The 18,208-nt window shown below is 55.0% G+C and carries 17 protein-coding genes; all 17 read left to right on the forward strand.

Features of this window, described 5'->3' with window-relative positions:
• The first annotated feature begins 198 nt into the window (after positions 1-198).
• Complete coding sequence (locus ASB66_RS07880) at positions 199-1,158, forward strand: flagellin N-terminal helical domain-containing protein (protein WP_060716406.1); 960 nt, start codon at positions 199-201, stop codon at positions 1,156-1,158.
• Positions 1,159-1,547: 389 nt separating this feature from the next.
• Positions 1,548-2,507, forward strand: a complete 960-nt coding sequence (locus ASB66_RS07885; protein WP_060716407.1) for a flagellin N-terminal helical domain-containing protein — start codon at positions 1,548-1,550, stop codon at positions 2,505-2,507.
• A 414-nt stretch (positions 2,508-2,921) separates the two neighbouring features.
• Entirely contained in the window at positions 2,922-3,881 is a 960-nt protein-coding gene (locus ASB66_RS07890; protein WP_060716408.1) for a flagellin N-terminal helical domain-containing protein, read from the forward strand.
• A gap of 407 nt (positions 3,882-4,288) precedes the next feature.
• Positions 4,289-5,251, forward strand: coding sequence for a flagellin N-terminal helical domain-containing protein (locus tag ASB66_RS07895; RefSeq protein ID WP_060716409.1), 963 nt, complete (start codon positions 4,289-4,291; stop codon positions 5,249-5,251).
• Between the two features lie 475 nt (positions 5,252-5,726).
• The gene (locus ASB66_RS07900) at positions 5,727-6,377 is read left to right on the forward strand and encodes a hypothetical protein (protein ID WP_060716410.1); all 651 of its coding nucleotides are present in this window, start codon (positions 5,727-5,729) and stop codon (positions 6,375-6,377) included.
• On the forward strand, positions 6,374-7,708 hold the full coding sequence (locus tag ASB66_RS07905) for a MotB family protein (protein WP_060716411.1): 1,335 nt from the start codon (positions 6,374-6,376) through the stop codon (positions 7,706-7,708). The genes ASB66_RS07900 and ASB66_RS07905 overlap by 4 nt, the downstream gene beginning before the upstream one ends.
• A 4-nt stretch (positions 7,709-7,712) precedes the next feature.
• Positions 7,713-9,170: a chemotaxis protein MotC gene (gene motC / locus ASB66_RS07910; protein WP_060716412.1), complete on the forward strand. Its 1,458-nt coding sequence runs from the start codon at positions 7,713-7,715 to the stop codon at positions 9,168-9,170.
• Positions 9,167-11,029 carry a flagellar hook-length control protein FliK gene (fliK, locus tag ASB66_RS07920; RefSeq protein WP_060716413.1) on the forward strand — a complete coding sequence of 621 codons (1,863 nt, stop codon included), beginning with the start codon at positions 9,167-9,169 and terminating at the stop codon, positions 11,027-11,029. Before motC ends, fliK begins: the two co-directional genes overlap by 4 nt.
• Positions 10,995-11,543 carry a transglycosylase SLT domain-containing protein gene (locus tag ASB66_RS07925; protein ID WP_060716414.1) on the forward strand — a complete coding sequence of 183 codons (549 nt, stop codon included), beginning with the start codon at positions 10,995-10,997 and terminating at the stop codon, positions 11,541-11,543. Before fliK ends, ASB66_RS07925 begins: the two co-directional genes overlap by 35 nt.
• A gap of 336 nt (positions 11,544-11,879) precedes the next feature.
• Positions 11,880-12,551 carry a transcriptional activator Rem gene (rem, locus tag ASB66_RS07930; RefSeq protein WP_015914964.1) on the forward strand — a complete coding sequence of 224 codons (672 nt, stop codon included), beginning with the start codon at positions 11,880-11,882 and terminating at the stop codon, positions 12,549-12,551.
• 130 nt (positions 12,552-12,681) lie between these two features.
• Positions 12,682-13,938 carry a flagellar hook protein FlgE gene (locus tag ASB66_RS07935; RefSeq protein ID WP_060716415.1) on the forward strand — a complete coding sequence of 419 codons (1,257 nt, stop codon included), beginning with the start codon at positions 12,682-12,684 and terminating at the stop codon, positions 13,936-13,938.
• A gap of 24 nt (positions 13,939-13,962) precedes the next feature.
• The gene (gene flgK, locus ASB66_RS07940) at positions 13,963-15,417 is read left to right on the forward strand and encodes a flagellar hook-associated protein FlgK (RefSeq protein ID WP_060716416.1); all 1,455 of its coding nucleotides are present in this window, start codon (positions 13,963-13,965) and stop codon (positions 15,415-15,417) included.
• Between the two features lie 3 nt (positions 15,418-15,420).
• Positions 15,421-16,488, forward strand: a complete 1,068-nt coding sequence (locus ASB66_RS07945; protein ID WP_060716417.1) for a flagellar hook-associated family protein — start codon at positions 15,421-15,423, stop codon at positions 16,486-16,488.
• Positions 16,489-16,522: 34 nt separating this feature from the next.
• Positions 16,523-16,870 carry a flagellar biosynthesis regulator FlaF gene (gene flaF / locus ASB66_RS07950; RefSeq protein ID WP_060716418.1) on the forward strand — a complete coding sequence of 116 codons (348 nt, stop codon included), beginning with the start codon at positions 16,523-16,525 and terminating at the stop codon, positions 16,868-16,870.
• On the forward strand, positions 16,867-17,316 hold the full coding sequence (flbT, locus tag ASB66_RS07955) for a flagellar biosynthesis repressor FlbT (RefSeq protein ID WP_060716419.1): 450 nt from the start codon (positions 16,867-16,869) through the stop codon (positions 17,314-17,316). Before flaF ends, flbT begins: the two co-directional genes overlap by 4 nt.
• Positions 17,307-17,762 (forward strand): flagellar hook assembly protein FlgD, encoded by a 456-nt coding sequence (flgD, locus tag ASB66_RS07960; protein WP_015914970.1) that lies wholly within the window; start codon positions 17,307-17,309, stop codon positions 17,760-17,762. The genes flbT and flgD overlap by 10 nt, the downstream gene beginning before the upstream one ends.
• A gap of 151 nt (positions 17,763-17,913) precedes the next feature.
• Positions 17,914-18,180 (forward strand): flagellar biosynthesis protein FliQ, encoded by a 267-nt coding sequence (gene fliQ / locus ASB66_RS07965; protein ID WP_015914971.1) that lies wholly within the window; start codon positions 17,914-17,916, stop codon positions 18,178-18,180.
• The last annotated feature ends 28 nt before the right edge of the window (positions 18,181-18,208 follow it).

Below are 18,208 nucleotides of genomic sequence, written 5' to 3' on the forward strand. Positions count from 1 at the left end.
GTAGTTTCGGAGTAAATTTATTTAAGTTAATAAATAAATCCGTTATTAGGGTATTTTTAACTATATATGTTTTAAAACAGGCTATCGAAATCGGCGGGTTAACCTGTTAATTGAATGTTAATCGCATGAGGCGAGCCGAATTTCACCGGGGATAGCCCGGAATGTCCCTTCCTATGTGTCATCTAAGGGGCAAGGCCTATGACGAGTATTATGACGAACAACGCTGCGATTTCAGCACTTTCCACGCTGCGGTCGATCAGCTCCGATATGGACACCACCCAGAGTCGGATTTCCTCCGGTTATAAGGTCGAGAGCGCATCTGACAACGCGGCCTATTGGTCGATTGCCACAACGATGCGCTCGGATAACAAGGCGCTTGGTGCTGTTGAGGACGCCATCGGCCTTGGTGCGGCCAAGACGGATACGGCCTATACCGGCATGGAATCGGCGATCGATGTGGTTACCGATATCAAGGCCAAGCTGGTTGCTGCCCGCGAACCAGGCGTGGACAAGGAAAAGATCAACAAGGAATTGGTCGAGTTGAAGAACCAACTGGGTTCTGTTGCCAAGTCCGCGTCGTTCAATGGCGAGAACTGGCTGTATGACAACAGCGAAACCACTGGCACGACCCAGGAAATGGTCGGCTCTTTCGTTCGTGGTTCCGATGGCAACGTGTCGATCAAGACGATCTCCTTTGATACGACCAACTCGATCCTGATCAATGACGAGGCGGCTGCTGGTGGTCTGCTGACCAAGGACACCGTTGCGACTTACGCCTATGGTACAACGACGACAACCGCTTCCTATTACCTGATTTCCTCGATTGCAGGGGATGCGACCAGCAACGAAGTGACGCTGACCTCAACGACCAGCGACGACGAGATTGACGGCATGGTTGCCTCGGTCGATAAGATGTTGTCCAGCATGACGGATGCTGCTGCCACCATCGGTGCGACGACTTCGCGTCTGAAGTTGCAGGATAGCTTCATCAAGGACCTGAGCGACACGATCGACACGGGTGTGGGTCGTCTGGTGGATGCGGACATGAACGAGGAATCGACCAAGCTGAAGGCGTTGCAGACGCAGCAGCAATTGGGCATCCAGTCCCTGTCGATTGCCAACTCCAGCTCCGAGAATGTTATGTCGCTGTTCCGTTAAGGATCCAATTCCACAGCATGGACACTTTTATAGCCGGGTGATGAGCCCGGCTATTTTGTTTTCCTGATCCGCAATGTGCCGCTGTACGATTTTGGATTGCACCTGTTTCCGATCAAACAGCCATATGAAGCCCTCGGCCATGGCCGTACTTGTGAATAGAATTCCGGTCGCTGGCTATCGTTAAACGAATCATCATTTCATAAAATTTTTTGAATAATTTTTTCTCGTGATTTAGCAAGAATTAACCTAACTCGTTTTAAATAGAAACATCAAAACGACGGATTAATCTTTTGTTTAAAAAGGATTAATGGCATGAAGCGGAGCCGTCGTTCGCCGGGAAGGAGCCCGGGATGTCCCTTCCGTTTCCAGTTCCATAAGGGGCAACGCCTATGACAAGTATTATGACGAACAACGCTGCGATTTCAGCACTTTCCACGCTGCGGTCGATCAGCTCCGATATGGAGACCACCCAGAGCCGGATTTCATCCGGTTATAAGGTCGAGAGCGCGTCGGACAACGCGGCCTATTGGTCGATTGCCACGACAATGCGTTCGGATAACAAGGCGCTTGGTGCTGTTGAGGACGCCATCGGCCTTGGTGCCGCCAAGACGGATACGGCCTATACCGGCATGGAAGCCGCTATCGATGTCGTCTCCGACATCAAGGCCAAGCTGGTTGCTGCCCGCGAACCGGGCGTGGACAAGGACAAGATCAACAAGGAACTGACCGAGCTGAAGAACCAGCTGGGTTCTGTTGCCAAGTCCGCGTCGTTCAATGGCGAGAACTGGCTGTATGACAATAGCGAAACCACTGGCACGACCCAGGAAATGGTCGGCTCTTTCGTTCGTGGTTCCGATGGCAACGTGTCGATCAAGACGATCTCCTTCGATACGACCAACTCGATGCTGATCAATGACGAGGCTGCTGCTGGTGGTCTGCTGACCAAGGACACCCTTGCGACTTACGCCTATGGTACAACGACGACAACCGCTTCCTATTACCTGATTTCCTCGGTTGCAGGGGATGCGACCAGCAACGAAGTGACGCTGACCTCAACGACCAGCGACGACGAGATTGACGGCATGGTTGCCTCGGTCGATAAGATGTTGTCCAGCATGACGGATGCTGCTGCCACCATCGGTGCGACGACTTCGCGTCTGAAGTTGCAGGATAGCTTCATCAAGGACCTGAGCGACACGATCGACACGGGTGTGGGTCGTCTGGTGGATGCGGACATGAACGAGGAATCGACCAAGCTGAAGGCGTTGCAGACGCAGCAGCAATTGGGCATCCAGTCCCTGTCGATTGCCAATTCCAGCTCCGAAAACGTGCTGTCGCTGTTCCGTTAAGCCTAGGGACGTCGAGAATCACCAAATACATAGCCGGGCGAAAGCCCGGCTATTTTTTTATCCTGTTAGCAAAAAGCGCCTTGGCGGACGTCTTATCGATTATGCTGGTTCAGGGAATGACGAAGTTTCATTCATCGTGGCAATAATCCAAACGGTATTTCAAGTGATTGATAAATAAGGAAAATTAAATTTCTCTATGATGGGAATGGCAGGTGCATGCCTGCACGCTTCCTCGCTGTATGGTTAATATTTTTTCAAATTTATGTTTCGTTAACCATGGTGGTGTTTTCTGTGTTCACGAAAGCACTGGGCCGGACCAGCAGATAGAGATCCGGCGGGCATGAAGCCGACCAATGTTGCCGGTCTTAATCCGGCCTGTCCCTTTCCAAAGCAATCACCTCAAGGGGCACCTTTATGACGAGCTTGATGACAAATACTGCCGCAATTTCAGCACTTTCGACCCTGCGGTCGATCTCCGACGACATGAACTCGACACAGAACAGAGTTTCGTCCGGCTACAAGGTTGAAAATGCATCTGACAACGCGGCCTATTGGTCGATTGCCACAACGATGCGCTCGGATAACAAGGCGCTTGGTGCTGTTGAGGACGCCATCGGCCTTGGTGCGGCCAAGACGGATACGGCCTATACCGGCATGGAATCGGCGATCGATGTGGTTACCGATATCAAGGCCAAGCTGGTTGCTGCCCGCGAACCAGGCGTGGACAAGGAAAAGATCAACAAGGAATTGGTCGAGTTGAAGAACCAACTGGGTTCTGTTGCCAAGTCCGCGTCGTTCAATGGCGAGAACTGGCTGTATGACAACAGCGAAACCACTGGCACGACCCAGGAAATGGTCGGCTCTTTCGTTCGTGGTTCCGATGGCAACGTGTCGATCAAGACGATCTCCTTTGATACGACCAACTCGATGCTGATCAATGACGAGGCGGCTGCTGGTGGTCTGCTGACCAAGGACACCGTTGCGACTTACGCCTATGGTACAACGACGACAACCGCTTCCTATTACCTGATTTCCTCGGTTGCAGGGGATGCGACCAGCAACGAAGTGACGCTGACCTCGTCCACCACGGACGACGAGATTGACGGCATGGTTGCCACGGTCGATAAGATGCTCTCGAACATGACGGATGCTGCTGCCACCATCGGTGCGACGACTTCACGCCTGAAGTTGCAGGATAGCTTCATCAAGGACCTGAGCGACACGATCGACACGGGTGTGGGCCGTCTGGTGGATGCGGACATGAACGAGGAATCGACCAAGCTGAAGGCGTTGCAGACGCAGCAGCAGTTGGGCATCCAGTCCCTGTCGATTGCCAACTCCAACTCCGAAAACGTGTTGTCGCTGTTCAAATAATACGGGGCTTGAAGGCGCTTACGCTTTTATTCTCAAAAAGTACAAAACTCCAAGCCGCAACAATGGCTTGGTGGTTTCACAAAGCCAGAGGCGACTACCGTTGGGATGCCCGAAATGGTGCTTGCCCGGTGTGTTGGCCCCACGATGTTTATCAAAGCCGCAGCACCCGCTGCGGCTTTTTTCATGCGCGCTTTTCTTTGGTCTTGAAAAAATTAGGAATTCGTTTACGTCTATTAAAAGTTTGCTAACCTGGTTAACCATTTGTTAACTAATTCAAGGTTAATAATCTATGAACAACGTTGGGTTGGCTACCAGGGCAAGAGCGTAGCCGACGTGCATGAAGCAGACCAGCGTTGCCGGTGTCTTCCATAAATCCGGCATGTCCCTTCACCTTCATGGGGCACTCTATGACCAGCATTATGACCAATACCTCCGCTATGGCGGCTTTGCAGACCCTCCGTGGCATCGACCAGAACATGGAGACGACGCAGAACAGAATCTCGTCCGGCTATAAAGTCGACAGCGCCAAAGACAATGCCGCCTATTGGTCGATTGCGACCACGATGCGCTCCGATAACAAGGCGCTTTCCACGGTTCAGGATGCTCTGGGGCTAGCTGCGTCCAAAGCAGATACCGCTTATACTGGTCTGGATTCCAGTATTGACGTGCTCAGCTCCATCAAGTCCAAACTGGTTGCGGCGCGCGAACCGGGCGTGGACAAGGACAAGATCAACCAGGAAATCAACGAGCTGAAGAACCAGCTCGCCTCCATTGCCGAATCCGCTTCATTCTCCGGCGAAAACTGGTTGTATAACGAATCGACCAATCCTCCCACCACCAAGGAAATGGTCGCCTCCTTCAACCGCGCCAGCGACGGTACGGTGTCGGTTACCACATTGAAGTTCAACACGTCCGAATCGACCCTGATCGATACCCAGGATGCTGAAAACGGCATCCTGACACGGACCACGGTTGCGACCTGGGCCTACGGTACGACCACCACGACAGGCACTTATTACCTGCTGGACGCGGAGTCGGTGACGCCTGCCACCGGCACCGAAATCACCCTGACCACCGACATGTCCAACGACGATCTCGATGGCATGATTTCAGCTGTCGATAAAATGCTTCAGGATCTGACCGATTCTGCTTCGACCTTGGGTGCGATCAGCAGCCGTATCGATTCCCAGGATACGTTCGTGAAAAACCTCAGCGATACGATCGACAAGGGCGTCGGGCGTCTGGTCGACGCGGATATGAACGAGGAATCCACCAAGATCAAGGCACTGCAAACGCAGCAGCAACTTGGCATCCAGGCGCTGTCGATTGCCAATACCAATGCCGAAAACATCCTGACGCTCTTCAAGTAGTTTTTCGACAACGGGCCGGAGTTACAATTTTCGCTTTCTGCCGTGCCGCCGGTCATCGGCATCTGGTGGAATCGTTGGACCGCGCAACTGCCCTGGCGCGGTCCAACATATTTTCAGGGGATGCAGCCGATACAACTGCAAAATCCGCCGGGGCATTTTCGTCCTAATCTGTCCAATTTCAGTAAATTATGCAGGGTGAGTGCCAATCGGCACGCCTGACCGCCTTGAGAAAATCCTCGCGCAAGTTTGGCCGCCTAGCTTCGACATCATGAAACAGGTGTTTGCGTTTGCCGTCATGCGGGAGATCGGGCCGTCTGTGACATCCTGCATGTCCTGAAAGGGGCCCTGGAAATGATCCTGGGTATCAGGTTGATGATTTAAGCTTTGGGCCTTACCCGGCCGAAGGTATTGTGCGTCGATAACGCCATAGGCGCGGTCTCGACGATAAGGGCCGTAAGGCCCGGGAGAAAATGACATGACGATGCCGCTCGCTCATTATTTGAAGGATTTCTCTGCGCCGCCGCCAGCGCCGATGGCTGCGGAGGCCATGAGTTTCAACGATGATGCGCTGATGTTCCCGGATATGCCGGTGCTTGAGCTTCCTCAGCCCGATCCGGTGGATGTGGAAAAAGAGCGGCAGAATGCCTATGCGGATGGCCATGACGCGGCGGTCAAGGAAGCGGATGAACGTCACGCCGAAGCGCTCAGCATTCTCGAAAAGGCCCATGCCGAAGCACTTCAGGAACTGACGGAAAAGCATCAGGCGGAGCTGGCGCGCGTGATCGCCGAAGGGCTTCAGCAGATTGCGACCGACCTGTCGCGCATTGTCGGCAGCCAGACGGTCGAGACATTGGCGCCCCTGCTATCGGATATGCTTGTCGACAAGGCCCTGGATGACATTTCAGGCCTGTTGAAGGCTGCTGTCCTGGAGGGAGCCGCAGGTCAGATCACCGTGACCGGGCCTGCCGCGCTGTTCAAGCAACTTGCCGACCGGATGGAAGGCCAAGACCTGTTGCTGAAACATGTCGAGGCCGATGATCTCGACCTGACGGTCGATGTCGGTGGCGCGGCATTGGTCACCCGCATTTCCGCCTGGACGGCCAGTCTGAAGAAAGTTCTGGCATGAGCGACGCTGAAAATCACCACCACGGCAAGAACGAGATCATCGTTATCAAGCGGCATGGCGGCGGCGATCACGACGGCGCCCATGGCGGCGCCTGGAAAATTGCCTATGCCGACTTCATGACCGCGATGATGGCCTTCTTCCTGGTCATGTGGCTGGTCAACGCCGCCAATGAGAAGACGACCGCTTCGGTTGCCAGCTATTTCAATCCGATCAAGCTGGCCGATGAAAAGCCAACCGAGAAGGGCGTGAAAAAGCCGGTCGATCAGGCTGAGGGCGAGGAGAGCAAGGAGCGCTCGAAAATCAAGGCCGAAGAGGAGACGCTCGGCAAGGCGGCGGCAACCGGCGAGGACATGACCTCGACCTCGGGCGATAAGCCCGTCTATTCGGAAGCGGATCTGTTCGAAAATCCCTATTCCGTTCTGGCCGAAATTGCCCAGGAAGTTGGTCAGCAAGCCAATGTCAGCGCCAAGGGTGAAGGCGGAGCAAGCGAATCCGGCCCGTCCACCGGCGCGTCGGGCGGCGAGGCTTACCGCGACCCGTTCGATCCGGATTTCTGGAGCCAGCAGATGCAGACGGCTCAGGGCAAGCCTGGCAAAGCCAAGCCTGACGAACAGCAAACCGTGGCCGAGGCGGAGGCAAAGCTCGATCCGTTCGCGCAAAAGCCGGTCGATCAGCAGGCTGCTACCGCAGCGTCGGCAACCGCACCGGATGGAGCGCAGGGCAATCCCCCGTCGAAGTCTCAGCCTGAGGCAAAGCCGCAGGTCGAAATCGACGGTCAGCAGGTAGCCATTGCCGTTCCCAAGGCGCGACCTGATCCCAAGCAAGTTGCCCGTGAAGAGCAGAATGCATCGGCTGGTAGCGACCAGACACAGCAGGCGGATCAACTTAAGCAGCAGATCGCCTCCGAAATCGGTGGTGTAGCGGGTAAATTGGCCGAGGGGTTGATTGTGCAGCCGGCTGAAGGTGGACTGCTGATAACACTGACCGACCAGTCCCAGGCCCCGATGTTCGATGTCGGCTCTGCCGTGCCGCGCAAGGAAATGGTGTTGGCGATGGAAAAGATCGGCAAGTTGTTGGCCGATCGCCAGGGTGCCGTGGTTATCAGGGGCCACACCGACGCACGCCAATATAAAGGCCCTGATAACGACAATTGGGGCCTCTCGATGTCACGCGCCCATTCGGCCTATTACATGCTGGTGCGCGGCGGGCTCGCACAAAACCGTATTACCCAGGTGTCCGGCTTTGCCGATCGCCGGCTGTTGAAGCCGGAGGACCCGTTGGCCGCAGCAAACCGGCGGATCGAGATCCTTGTTCAGGGAGACCAGAAGTAAGGTGATGACCGCGCGCAGATCCCTGGGTGCCAGATCTGGATTTTCCAGCTTCGCTTTCTATGGCGTGCTGCTGACCCTGGCTGTCGGCGGCCCTGTTGCCTGTGCGGGTCAGGCATATGCGGCAGGACCAAATACTCCTGCAAGCAATGGACCGAGCACCACCCCTGTTGCTGGCACAACCGGGCCTGCCAAAAGTCTTCCCGCAGGCGGCGACAGTGATAACCTGCCGCCTTATCTGATGTTGCGCTCTCTGCAATTTGTGCAGGATTCGGTTGTCCGCGGTGACCATTCGGCTGCGGATATGCAGCGTTTTCTTCTGACCCGGATCGACAAGCGGCTGCGGACGGCTGTGTCTTCAGATTTCGAAGACCCCCGCAATGTCGATGCGGCGCTGATCTACACGATGAGCGGCGGAAATCCGGCGACGTTGGACTATCTCGTTGCCCGCGACGTTGATGGACATTTCGACAACCGCGTCAGCGATATGTTGAGAAAATACTTGAGTGGTAAAGGCGTGCTGGTGGCAAGCTCGCTTGGCGAGATGGTACCGCTCTATCAGAACGGTCGGGTCGGGCCTTATATCGCGTTGGTGGCCGGGAATGTCACCCTGGTGAAAGATCCGGCTGCGGCTCTTAAATTCTTCGATATCGCCCGCCTTGTGGCGCCCGGCACCATTGTCGAGGAAGCGGCCCTGCGGCGGTCCTTCCAGATTGCCATGGATACCGGCCAGAATGGTCGCGCCATGGCCTATGCCAATCGCTATGCCCGGCGCTTTCTCTATTCGCCCTATGCCAGCCAATTTGCCGATCTCCTGGTGCAATTGGTTGTCGATCATTTCTCGGAGCTGGATAAGAACGATATTCTGGCGACATTGGCGACCATGGATCCGGATCGTCAGCGCGAAGTCTATCTGCGCATTGCGCGCCGCGCGACGATCAACGGCAATCAGGCTTTGGCCAGTCTTGCCTCCAGTCAGGCGCAAAGCCTGGCGGGCCTGCCAGATAAGAATGATCCTCAGGCGCTGCTTTATGGCGGCGCGGCGTTGATTTCGACCACCGACGTCAAAAACGCGCTGAGCACGATCTCACAATTGCCAAAAGATCAGCTGTCGGCCTCCGACAACGCCTTGCTGGAAGCAGCCCGGGCCGTCGCGCAGGAGATCATCACCTTGCCAACCGCGCCGCAAAGCCCATCGGCCTCGCCAAGCACGCCGCCGCCATCCGGGGACGATACTGCCCCGGATGCACCGGCCAATGTGTCCGATCAGCAGGACCCGGGTGCGCCGGCCAATGCCAAGGCGAATGTAGTGCCCGATGCTGGGATTGGCACGGCGCCGGTCAGTCCGGCCTCGGCAGATGCAAAGCAAAAGCCTGATCCGGAATTCCAGACATTCATGAGCGGCGGCCGATCTAAGCTTGAAGAAATAGACAAAATGTTGAAGGGGGAGGGCGTAACGAAATGATCGATGCCACTATCACAGCAGGTTCTGCCGCTTCGCCAGCCTATAGCAGCAGCCGTTCCGATCAAGGCAAGGGCGCGGGCAAGGGTTTTCTGGACGCTTTGGCCGATACGGCTGACCGTAGCCAAGCGCAGGAGCAAAACGCAGACGATGACGATGCTCCGGTGAATCAGGACCAGACAAAGACCCATTCGACTGCAATTTCGTCGTCATCGACCAAATCAACCACGTCCACAGTGACATCTGCTACAGCAGATCAGAAGAATTCGGCCCAGGCGGAGCAAGGTGATGTCGCTGATGATGAAGCCATTGTCGCCAGCGATGACGGCAAAGCACCGTCGCAAACCGTCGGCAATGCACCGATAGCTGCTGGCGATACCAGGGCTGCTGCACTGATTGCCAAGGCTTTGGCGAGCCAGACCAAGACTCAAACCCAAGCCCAAACCCAAACCCAAACCCAAACTGAGGTCCAGACACAAGGGCAAACAGAGACCGCATCTTCCTCCGGGGAGAAGACCGATGAGAGCCGGATGCTTGCAAAGCTTGTTGCGGCCCTGACCCAGCAGGGTGATGCCGCGACTGAGGCTGCTACTGCTGGCGCAAATGCGGACGAGGCACTCGCTGCCGAGACTGAAGGCGCTGGAGATGAGACCGGCAAGATCGCCGTCAAAGGCCGACAGGAAAATGGTACGCCTTTGCTCGCGGCCCTGGCAGCTCTCAAGTCGACCACGACCGATGAGGAAGCCGCTACGGCGGCGGCTCAGTCAGACATGCCCGGGGTTACGAAAACCCAGACCAAGGACGGCTCCAAGACGGCAAAGCCTGCCGCCGACGATACCAAAGAAACGGCTGTAGAGCCAAAGGTAGCGACGGGCGCGCAGGATGCCTTGACATTATTAGGCGATTTGAGCGCCGGACAATTGCAGCAAGTTGCCCGCCAGGCAGGCAGCCAGACAACAGCAGAGGCCACGACCGGTAATGGCGATACGGCATTGACCGCTGTCGCTGGCCAGGTTGCGTCGCAGGACGGCAAGATGGGTAAGATCGGCCAAGGGACTTCAGAGGTTGATTTAGCCAAGCAGGCCAAGGCCGCCCAGTCGGGGCCGCAGGATGCCGTCTCACCGGCGACCAAGGAAACGGTCAAGGATAGCAGTGCTGCGGATGCCCTCCATCTGGTCACCAGCAGCGATGCCTCGGCGTCGCATGCCGATGACACCGCGAGCCAGCCGGCAACGACCGGTATCGATCCATTGCAGAATGTCAGCGTGCTTGACAGCCGACGCATTATTGCCCCGGTCAATACCAGCAATGGCGCCAATATTGCCGCATCCATGGCTGGTGACAGTTCCTGGGCGCAGGCCATGCACACTCATGCTTCCGATAAGCTCGGCACCAGCGAACAGATCAGCACCGATCGCACGATGAACACGCTCAAACTGAAGATGACGCCGGAAAATCTGGGAAGCGTCACGGCAACTCTGAAGCTGACGAATGGCGAATTGACGGTCAGCCTGGTTGTTGAAAACAGCGCTGCATATCGAAAGCTGAACGAAGACCAGAACGGTCTTGTCGCGGCGCTGAAAAGCCATGGCTTCTCGGTTGATAACGTCCAGATCAGCATAGCCAGCACTGAAAAGCCCAATAATGACAACCAGACCAATTCCCAGAGCCAGAGCAGCAATCAGCAGAGCATGCAGCAGGGCGGCGGCAGTTCCAGCCAGGGCGGTAATCGTTCACAAGCGCAGCCGATTTTTGATGTGTATGGACAGACATCCGGAGGTCCAGTCGATGATGCGGCACGTTCTGGGACGGTGGGCACCGGCGGTAATGCTTCTGGTGGCAGCGGTCAGCTTTACCTGTAACGAGGGCCATGCTTCTGCTTCAGCAGGATTATGCGAGCGCGAAATTAGCAATGCTGCGGCCAAATATGGGATACCCGAAGGGATCCTCTATTCGGTCGGCCTGACGGAAACCGGGCGCAAAGGGTCACTTCAGCCTTACGCTCTCAATGTCGAGGGCAAGGCGCTGTTTCCCGATTCCATGACGGATGCCATGCAAACCTTCGCGCTCGCCAAGCAGCAGGGCGCGAAATTGATCGATATTGGTTGCATGCAGATCAACCATTATTTCCATCACGAGAATTTCCACTCGCTCGAAGAGATGTTCGACCCGAAACGGAACGTCGAATATGCCGCAAAATTCCTGGTCGCGTTGCATGGAAGACACGAAACCTGGACAATGGCAGTTGCGCGTTATCATGCCGGCCCAAACAACGATCCAGCCCAAAAACGCTATGTTTGCAGGGTGATTGCCAATCTCGTTGCAACCGGATACGGCAACTGGACCGTGAATGCGCGGCAATTTTGTCAGCAATAACAACCTGACACGCCGGAAATGATGGCTTCTCTGTCAGAGATCACAATGCCATTCTGTCAGCAAAAACAATCTTTAGTTGATTGCCTGCCCTGATCTTGCCCACATTAGTATCGAATAATTTTTTCATGTGCTCGCGGCTTTGCAAGCGTTTTGTTAACCTTTTTCACAGGAAAATAGTGTGTGGTTAACGGCGACGACACAAGATGTAGGTCAAATCACCCCTAAAATCTTAATCAACTATTAATAACTATCATTAACTTTCTACAGTTGTCGTTTTACCCCCCGATTCGTACCCATTGTTGTGTTGAAACACCACACTGATTCGGAGGCGGACGAATGATCGTAGTGGTTGATGAGCGCGAGCTCGTTAAGAATGGATACACGTCTTTATTTGGACGTGAAGGAATACCTTCGACCGGGTTTGACCCGATCGAATTTGGTGAATGGGTTGCCTCGGCGGCCGATAGCGATGTTGCAGCCGTGGAAGCGTTTCTGCTTGGTCAGGGAGATCGCACAGGCGATCTGCCACGGGCCATCCGGGATCGTACGACGGCTCCGGTGATTGCGGTCAGTGACCAGCCATCGTTGGAAGCAACACTTGCCCTGTTTGACAGTGGCGTGGATGACGTGGTGCGCAAGCCGGTCCACCCGCGGGAAATCCTGGCGAGAGCTGCGGCCATTCGGCGGCGCCTGAAGGCTGTGGCCAACTATACCGAAATCGGCGCAATCCGCGTCTATTCGGATGGCCGCGATCCTGAGATCGGTGGAGAGATTTTCCCCTTGCCGCGCCGCGAGCGCCGCATTCTGGAATATCTAGTCGCCAATCGCGGCCGGCGCGTGTCCAAGTCTCAGATCTTCAATGCGATCTACGGCATCTTCGACGAGGAAGTCGAAGAGAACGTGGTCGAAAGCCATATCAGCAAGCTGCGCAAGAAACTGCGCAAGAAGCTTGGTGTCGATCCTGTCGATTCCAAGCGGTTCCTTGGATATTGTATTGATTGGAAATAACAATCTGGCGGCCATGCCGCCAGATTCTCAGGGCCTTGCAGCCAAATGTGCTCTTAAGCGTTTTTTCAAACAGCTTCACGCAAGGCCCACTTCATAATCTTCTCACACGACGATCGAATGGGGACGTGGTATGAGCCTTTCAGGCAGCATGAATACAGCCGTATCCGGTTTGCAGGCCCAGGCCAGCAAGCTGAGCACGGTCGGCGACAACGTCGCAAACTCGGATACGACAGGCTACAAGCGGGTATCAACCGCATTTTCCAGCCTGGTTGTCGGTTCCTCGGGCAGTGGAACCTATAACTCCGGCGGCGTGCAAACGACGACGGTCAACAGCATTTCCGAGGAAGGCTCTTATCAGTCGAGCACGTCGGAAACCGATCTGGCGATCAAGGGCGATGGCTATTTCGTCGTTCAGGACGAAGCCGGCAGCGTTTTCCTGACGCGAGCTGGCGATTTCAAGGCCGATGACAATGGGTATATGGTCAATTCGGCCGGCTACACCTTGCTGGGCTACTCCTATGAAAATGGCGAACCGGCCTCGGTTATCAATGGTTTTGAAGGTCTCGAACCCGTCAAGATCCAGGACAGCAGCATTTCGGCCAATGCCACGACCAATGCAGTGATCGACGGTAATCTGAAGTCCGGTTCTGATATCGTGACCAGCGATCTGCCTTCCAGCAACAGCGCCAGCGCCACATGGACCTTCAAGAGTTCCATGGTTGCTTATGACAGCCTTGGCAATGCCAACCAGTATGACATCTACTATACCAAGACCGCCGACAACGAATGGCAGGCGGATATCTTCCGCACTAGCGAGGCAACTGACGAGACCAATTTCCCTTATACCAATGGTGTTCTCGGCAGCACGACCCTGACCTTCGATTCCGATGGCGCAGTCTCCAGCGGCGGGACATTTACCTTTACCGACAGCACGACCAGTTCGCCTCAGACGATCGATGTGGATATGTCGGACATGACCCAGTTGAACAGCGCCAATTCCTCGACTGGCGACGTCGATGGCAATGGCGCCAGCGCGGCATCCTCCGTCACGGTCAACAGCAGCGGCAATATCGTTGCGACCTATCAGGATGGCTCGACCGCCAATCTCTACAAGGTGGCGCTGGCCACGGTTGCCAGCCCCGACAATATGAAATCGGTCAACGGCACAGCCTATCAGGTCACGGCGGATGCAGGCACGGTCGTGGTTGGTTTTGCCAATACCGGCAGTTTCGGCAGCATCAATTCCAAGACGCTTGAAAGTTCCAATGTCGATCTCGCGACGGAACTGACCAACATGATCCAGTCCCAACGCAGCTATAGCGCCAATTCCAAGGTGTTCCAGACGGCGGCGGATATGCTGGATACGCTGATCAGTCTGAAGCGGTAATCCTATTTTTTAAAAGGCAGTGTCATGTCTCTTTCGTCAACGATGAATACGGCAACAACTTCTCTCGGCAATACCGGCGTCCAGTCGCAGGTTCTGTCGAAGAATATTGCCAACTCCCAGACGGAAGGTTACGTCAAGCGTGACGCTGCCACTATTTCGACCAGCACCGGAGGGGCGCAGGTCGTTACGACCCGCAACGAAGATGCTGTCTTGCAAAAGCAGATGCTGTCAGGGCAGTCCCAGGCGGAAGGGCAGGATACGCTCAATACCGGTCTGGACCAGTTGAAGGCCCTTCTCGGCGGCAATGATTACGAGTCGTCGCCGTCGACCTATATCAACAAGCTGCGGGATGCGATGCAATCCTATGCGGCGCAGCCCAGCGAGTTGTCCCTGGCGGAAACGGCGGTCAGCGCAGCCCAGGATGTGGCGACCTCGATTAACAATACTGCCGAGGGCATCAGTAACGTCCGGGCCCAGGCCGACGACGCCATCAAGGACGACGTCAACAAGCTCAACGATCTTCTGTCGCAGTTTGAGACCGTCAATCAGTCCGTCGTCAAGGCGACAGCGACAGGCAACGATCCCAACGACGCCCTCGACCAGCGCGACAAACTTGTCTCGGATATTTCGAAGATTGTCGGTGTATCGTCGGTCAAGCGCGATAACAACGACATGGCGCTCTACACCAATGATGGCACCGTGCTGTTCGATAAGCAGCCGAGGACGGTGACATTCGACTCGACCGGTGCTTATGGTGCTTCAACCGAGGGCAACTCGGTCTATATCGATGGCGTTCCCGTCAAGGCTGGTACGGGGGGGAACACCACGGCGGAAGGATCGATCGCCGCCAATCTGCAGATCCGCGATTCGATTGCGCCGCAGATGCAGCAGCAGTTGGACGAGACCTCACGGTCGCTGATCAAGATGTTTTCGGAAACGGAACCATCGACTAAAGACAATGACATGCCGGGCCTCTTCACATGGGAAGATGGAACGACGCCGGAAGATGGAACGCTTGTTTCCGGTATCTCGGAATCATTCAAGGTCAACAGTGCTTACGTGACCGCGGAAGATGGCGATCCAACCCTTTTGCGGGACGGTGGCGCCAATGGCTCGAATTACACCTGGAATACAACGGAAGGTGTCAGCTATTCGGAATTGCTCGACGACCTTGTCACAGGTTTCGAAGATGAAAGGGACTTCGATTCATCGGCAGGTCTCGGTGACACCTCCAATGTCCTCGACTATGCCTCGAACTCCGTCGGCTGGCTCGAAAGCTATCGTTCGACGGCTGATTCGGCCAATGAAACCAAATCCGCCTTGTCGCAGCGGGCCACGGAAGCCTATCAGAACAAAACAGGCGTCAATCTCGATGAAGAATTGTCGAAGATGCTCGATATCGAGCAATCCTATAAGGCTTCGACCAAGCTGATGAACGCTGTCGATGAGATGCTGAAATCCCTCTTGGAGATCGCATAAGCCATGAAGACATCGAGCATATCCAGTCTTACCATCCAGAACGCCATGCGTCTCACGATCAGTGATGCGCAAAAGCAGATGTCGGATGCTCAGACAGAAGTGACGACCGGCAAATACGCAGATGTCGGAACAGAACTGGGCGCCAAGACATCTTCGGCCGTGGATCTCAACCGAGATTCCCTGCGCTTGCAGTCACTGATGGACACCAATTCCATCGTCTCGACCCGTCTCGATGCCTCTCAGACGGCGTTGGATACGATTGCATCGGCAGCAACGACAATGCAGTCGACGCTGGTTGGTCTTGGTACCAGCACTGACAGTACGACGCTGGACTCCGCGCAAAAGACCATGAAAAGCGCAATGGACAGCTTCATTGACGCCGCAAATACCTCTGTGAACGGTGAATATCTGTTTTCTGGTATTAATACCGACGTGAAGCCGATTACTGATTACTATTATATCGATGACGACGGCAATGAAACGGACGCCAAGCAGAATTTCGACAATCTGTTTTCCGGATATTTCGGCATGTCGCCTGACGATGATGGCGTCAGTGGTATCAGCGCTGACCAGATGGACGATTTCATGGAGAACGTCCTTGAGCCATCCTTTGACGGGGCGGACTGGACGGACAATTGGTCGGCGGCCACCGATGAGACAATGACGAGCCGGATCAGCAAAAACGAAGTTATTCAAAGCTCATCCAGCGCCAACTCCGATGGCTTCCGCTATACAGGCCTTGTTTCGGTGATCGGCAGCGAAATGCTGAACGGCAATTACTCGACCGAAACCCGCAATGCGATGATCTCCAAGGCCATCGAATATTCCGGTCTTGCCGTTTCCGGTATCAATGACGAGCGTACACAATTGGGCCTGTCCCAGGAACGTGTCACCAACGCAAACGATTCCTTAACGTCCCAGAAGGACATTATTGAAAACCAGTTAAGCAATTTGACCGGTGTGGATGCCTATGAAGCATCGACCCGTTTGAACAACCTGCAATCTTTGGTCGAGACGTCATACACCTTGACCGCACGCTTGCAGAAGCTCAGCCTTGTGGATTACCTTTGATGATCAAGGGTGGGGTGGAGTAGAGGAAATCTAGATGTACCAGTTTTCCTACAATGAGATTATGGAGGATGGGGTTGCCGACGCTAAGGAGCGTGAGCGCCAGGTTCTCGACAGATCGATAGACTTGCTGAGCCAGGCCAGGACTGCCGGAAAATACGGCCGTGAAGGCATTGAGGCTCTTTACTATACGCGCCGCGTCTGGATCCGCTTTATTGAGGATCTCAAGCAGCCGGACAACCAGCTTGGCACGGAACTTCGAGCCAATCTCATTTCAATTGCCCTTTGGATATTGAAGGAATGTGACCGCATCAGAAAGCGGGAATCCGACAATTACCAAGGCATAATCGATGTAACCACCATCATCAGGGATGGACTTAAATGAAGAGCACCTTGCGAATCTCGCTGAAATCCGGGGAACGAATCTTTATCAATGGTGCCGTTTTGCGCGTCGATCGGAAGGTTGCCCTTGAATTCTTGAACGATGTGACATTTCTGCTGGAAAACCACGTGCTCCAGCCGGAAGACGCCAATACCCCGCTACGCCAGCTCTATTTCATCGCCCAGATGATTCTCATCAATCCGGAAGGCAAGGAACAGACGCTGACCATGTTCCGCAAGTCGATCGTGATGTTGCTGTCCTGCTTCCAGGATGACGAGATCCTGGCTGAATTGAAGCGGATCGACGCTCAGGTCGTCTCAGGGCGCGCCTTCGATGCATTGAAGGCCATTCGCGGTCTTTATCCTGTCGAGGATAGAATCCTGAACAACCAGGAAATGGCACCGGCAACCATCGAGCAGATCCGCAAGGAGATCGCACCATGGCGGTAGATGCAACGACCTCTGCGACGTCTACGAGTTCCTCGTCCTCTTCGAGTTCGGCGACTTATACCAATCCGTTCGCCAACGCATCGGCCAACTCGGATGCGGCAGACGCATCCATGGATTATAACAGCTTCCTTCAGCTTCTGATCGCCCAGTTGCAGAACCAGGACCCGACGGATCCGATGTCTGCCACGGAACAGGTGTCTCAGCTTGCAACTTATTCGCAGGTCGAGCAGTCCATCAAGACCAATACCCTGCTGCGCAGCATGTTGCAGGCGGAAGCCTTGACACGGGCCGGCGATATCGTCGGCAAGACGGTGACAAGCTCGGACGGCGAAACGACGGGTGTTGTCTCCAACGTCAAGGTCGCCGACGACGCCGTGACACTCACCACCAGCAGCGGTGGCACAGTAGAGCTGCAGACCGGCGTCAACTTCTCGAGCGGCTCCTGACCGGTCATTTCCATTCCGCCGTAACCGGTCGGGATGGAAAATGCAAAAGGCTTTAACGACTGTGAAATTCCTCAAATCGATTGGGATTTGAGGAATTTTGCTTTATCAATTGAGTCGTGTCGGGCGGCATGATGTCGCTGGAGGAATGCCGATGAATGAAGCAGATGCCCTCGATATCATGCGCGCCGCTGTATGGACCGTGCTGATTGCCTCGGGGCCAGCCGTTCTGGCCGCGATGATCGTCGGCGTCGTGGTCGCCTTGATCCAGGCATTGACCCAGATCCAGGAAATGACCCTGACATTCGTCCCGAAAATCGTTGCGATCATGGTGACGATCGGTATTTCCGCTCCCTTTGTCGGCTCTCAAATTTCGATTTTTGCCAATCTGGTGTTTTCCCGGGTCCAATCGGGGTTTTAAACCAATACGCAGCCGTTCGTCGTGACGC

Origin of the sequence: Gillisella vitis (assembly GCF_001541345.2) — a bacterium.
In the GTDB taxonomy this organism is placed as follows: Bacteria; Pseudomonadota; Alphaproteobacteria; order Rhizobiales; family Rhizobiaceae; genus Allorhizobium; species Allorhizobium vitis.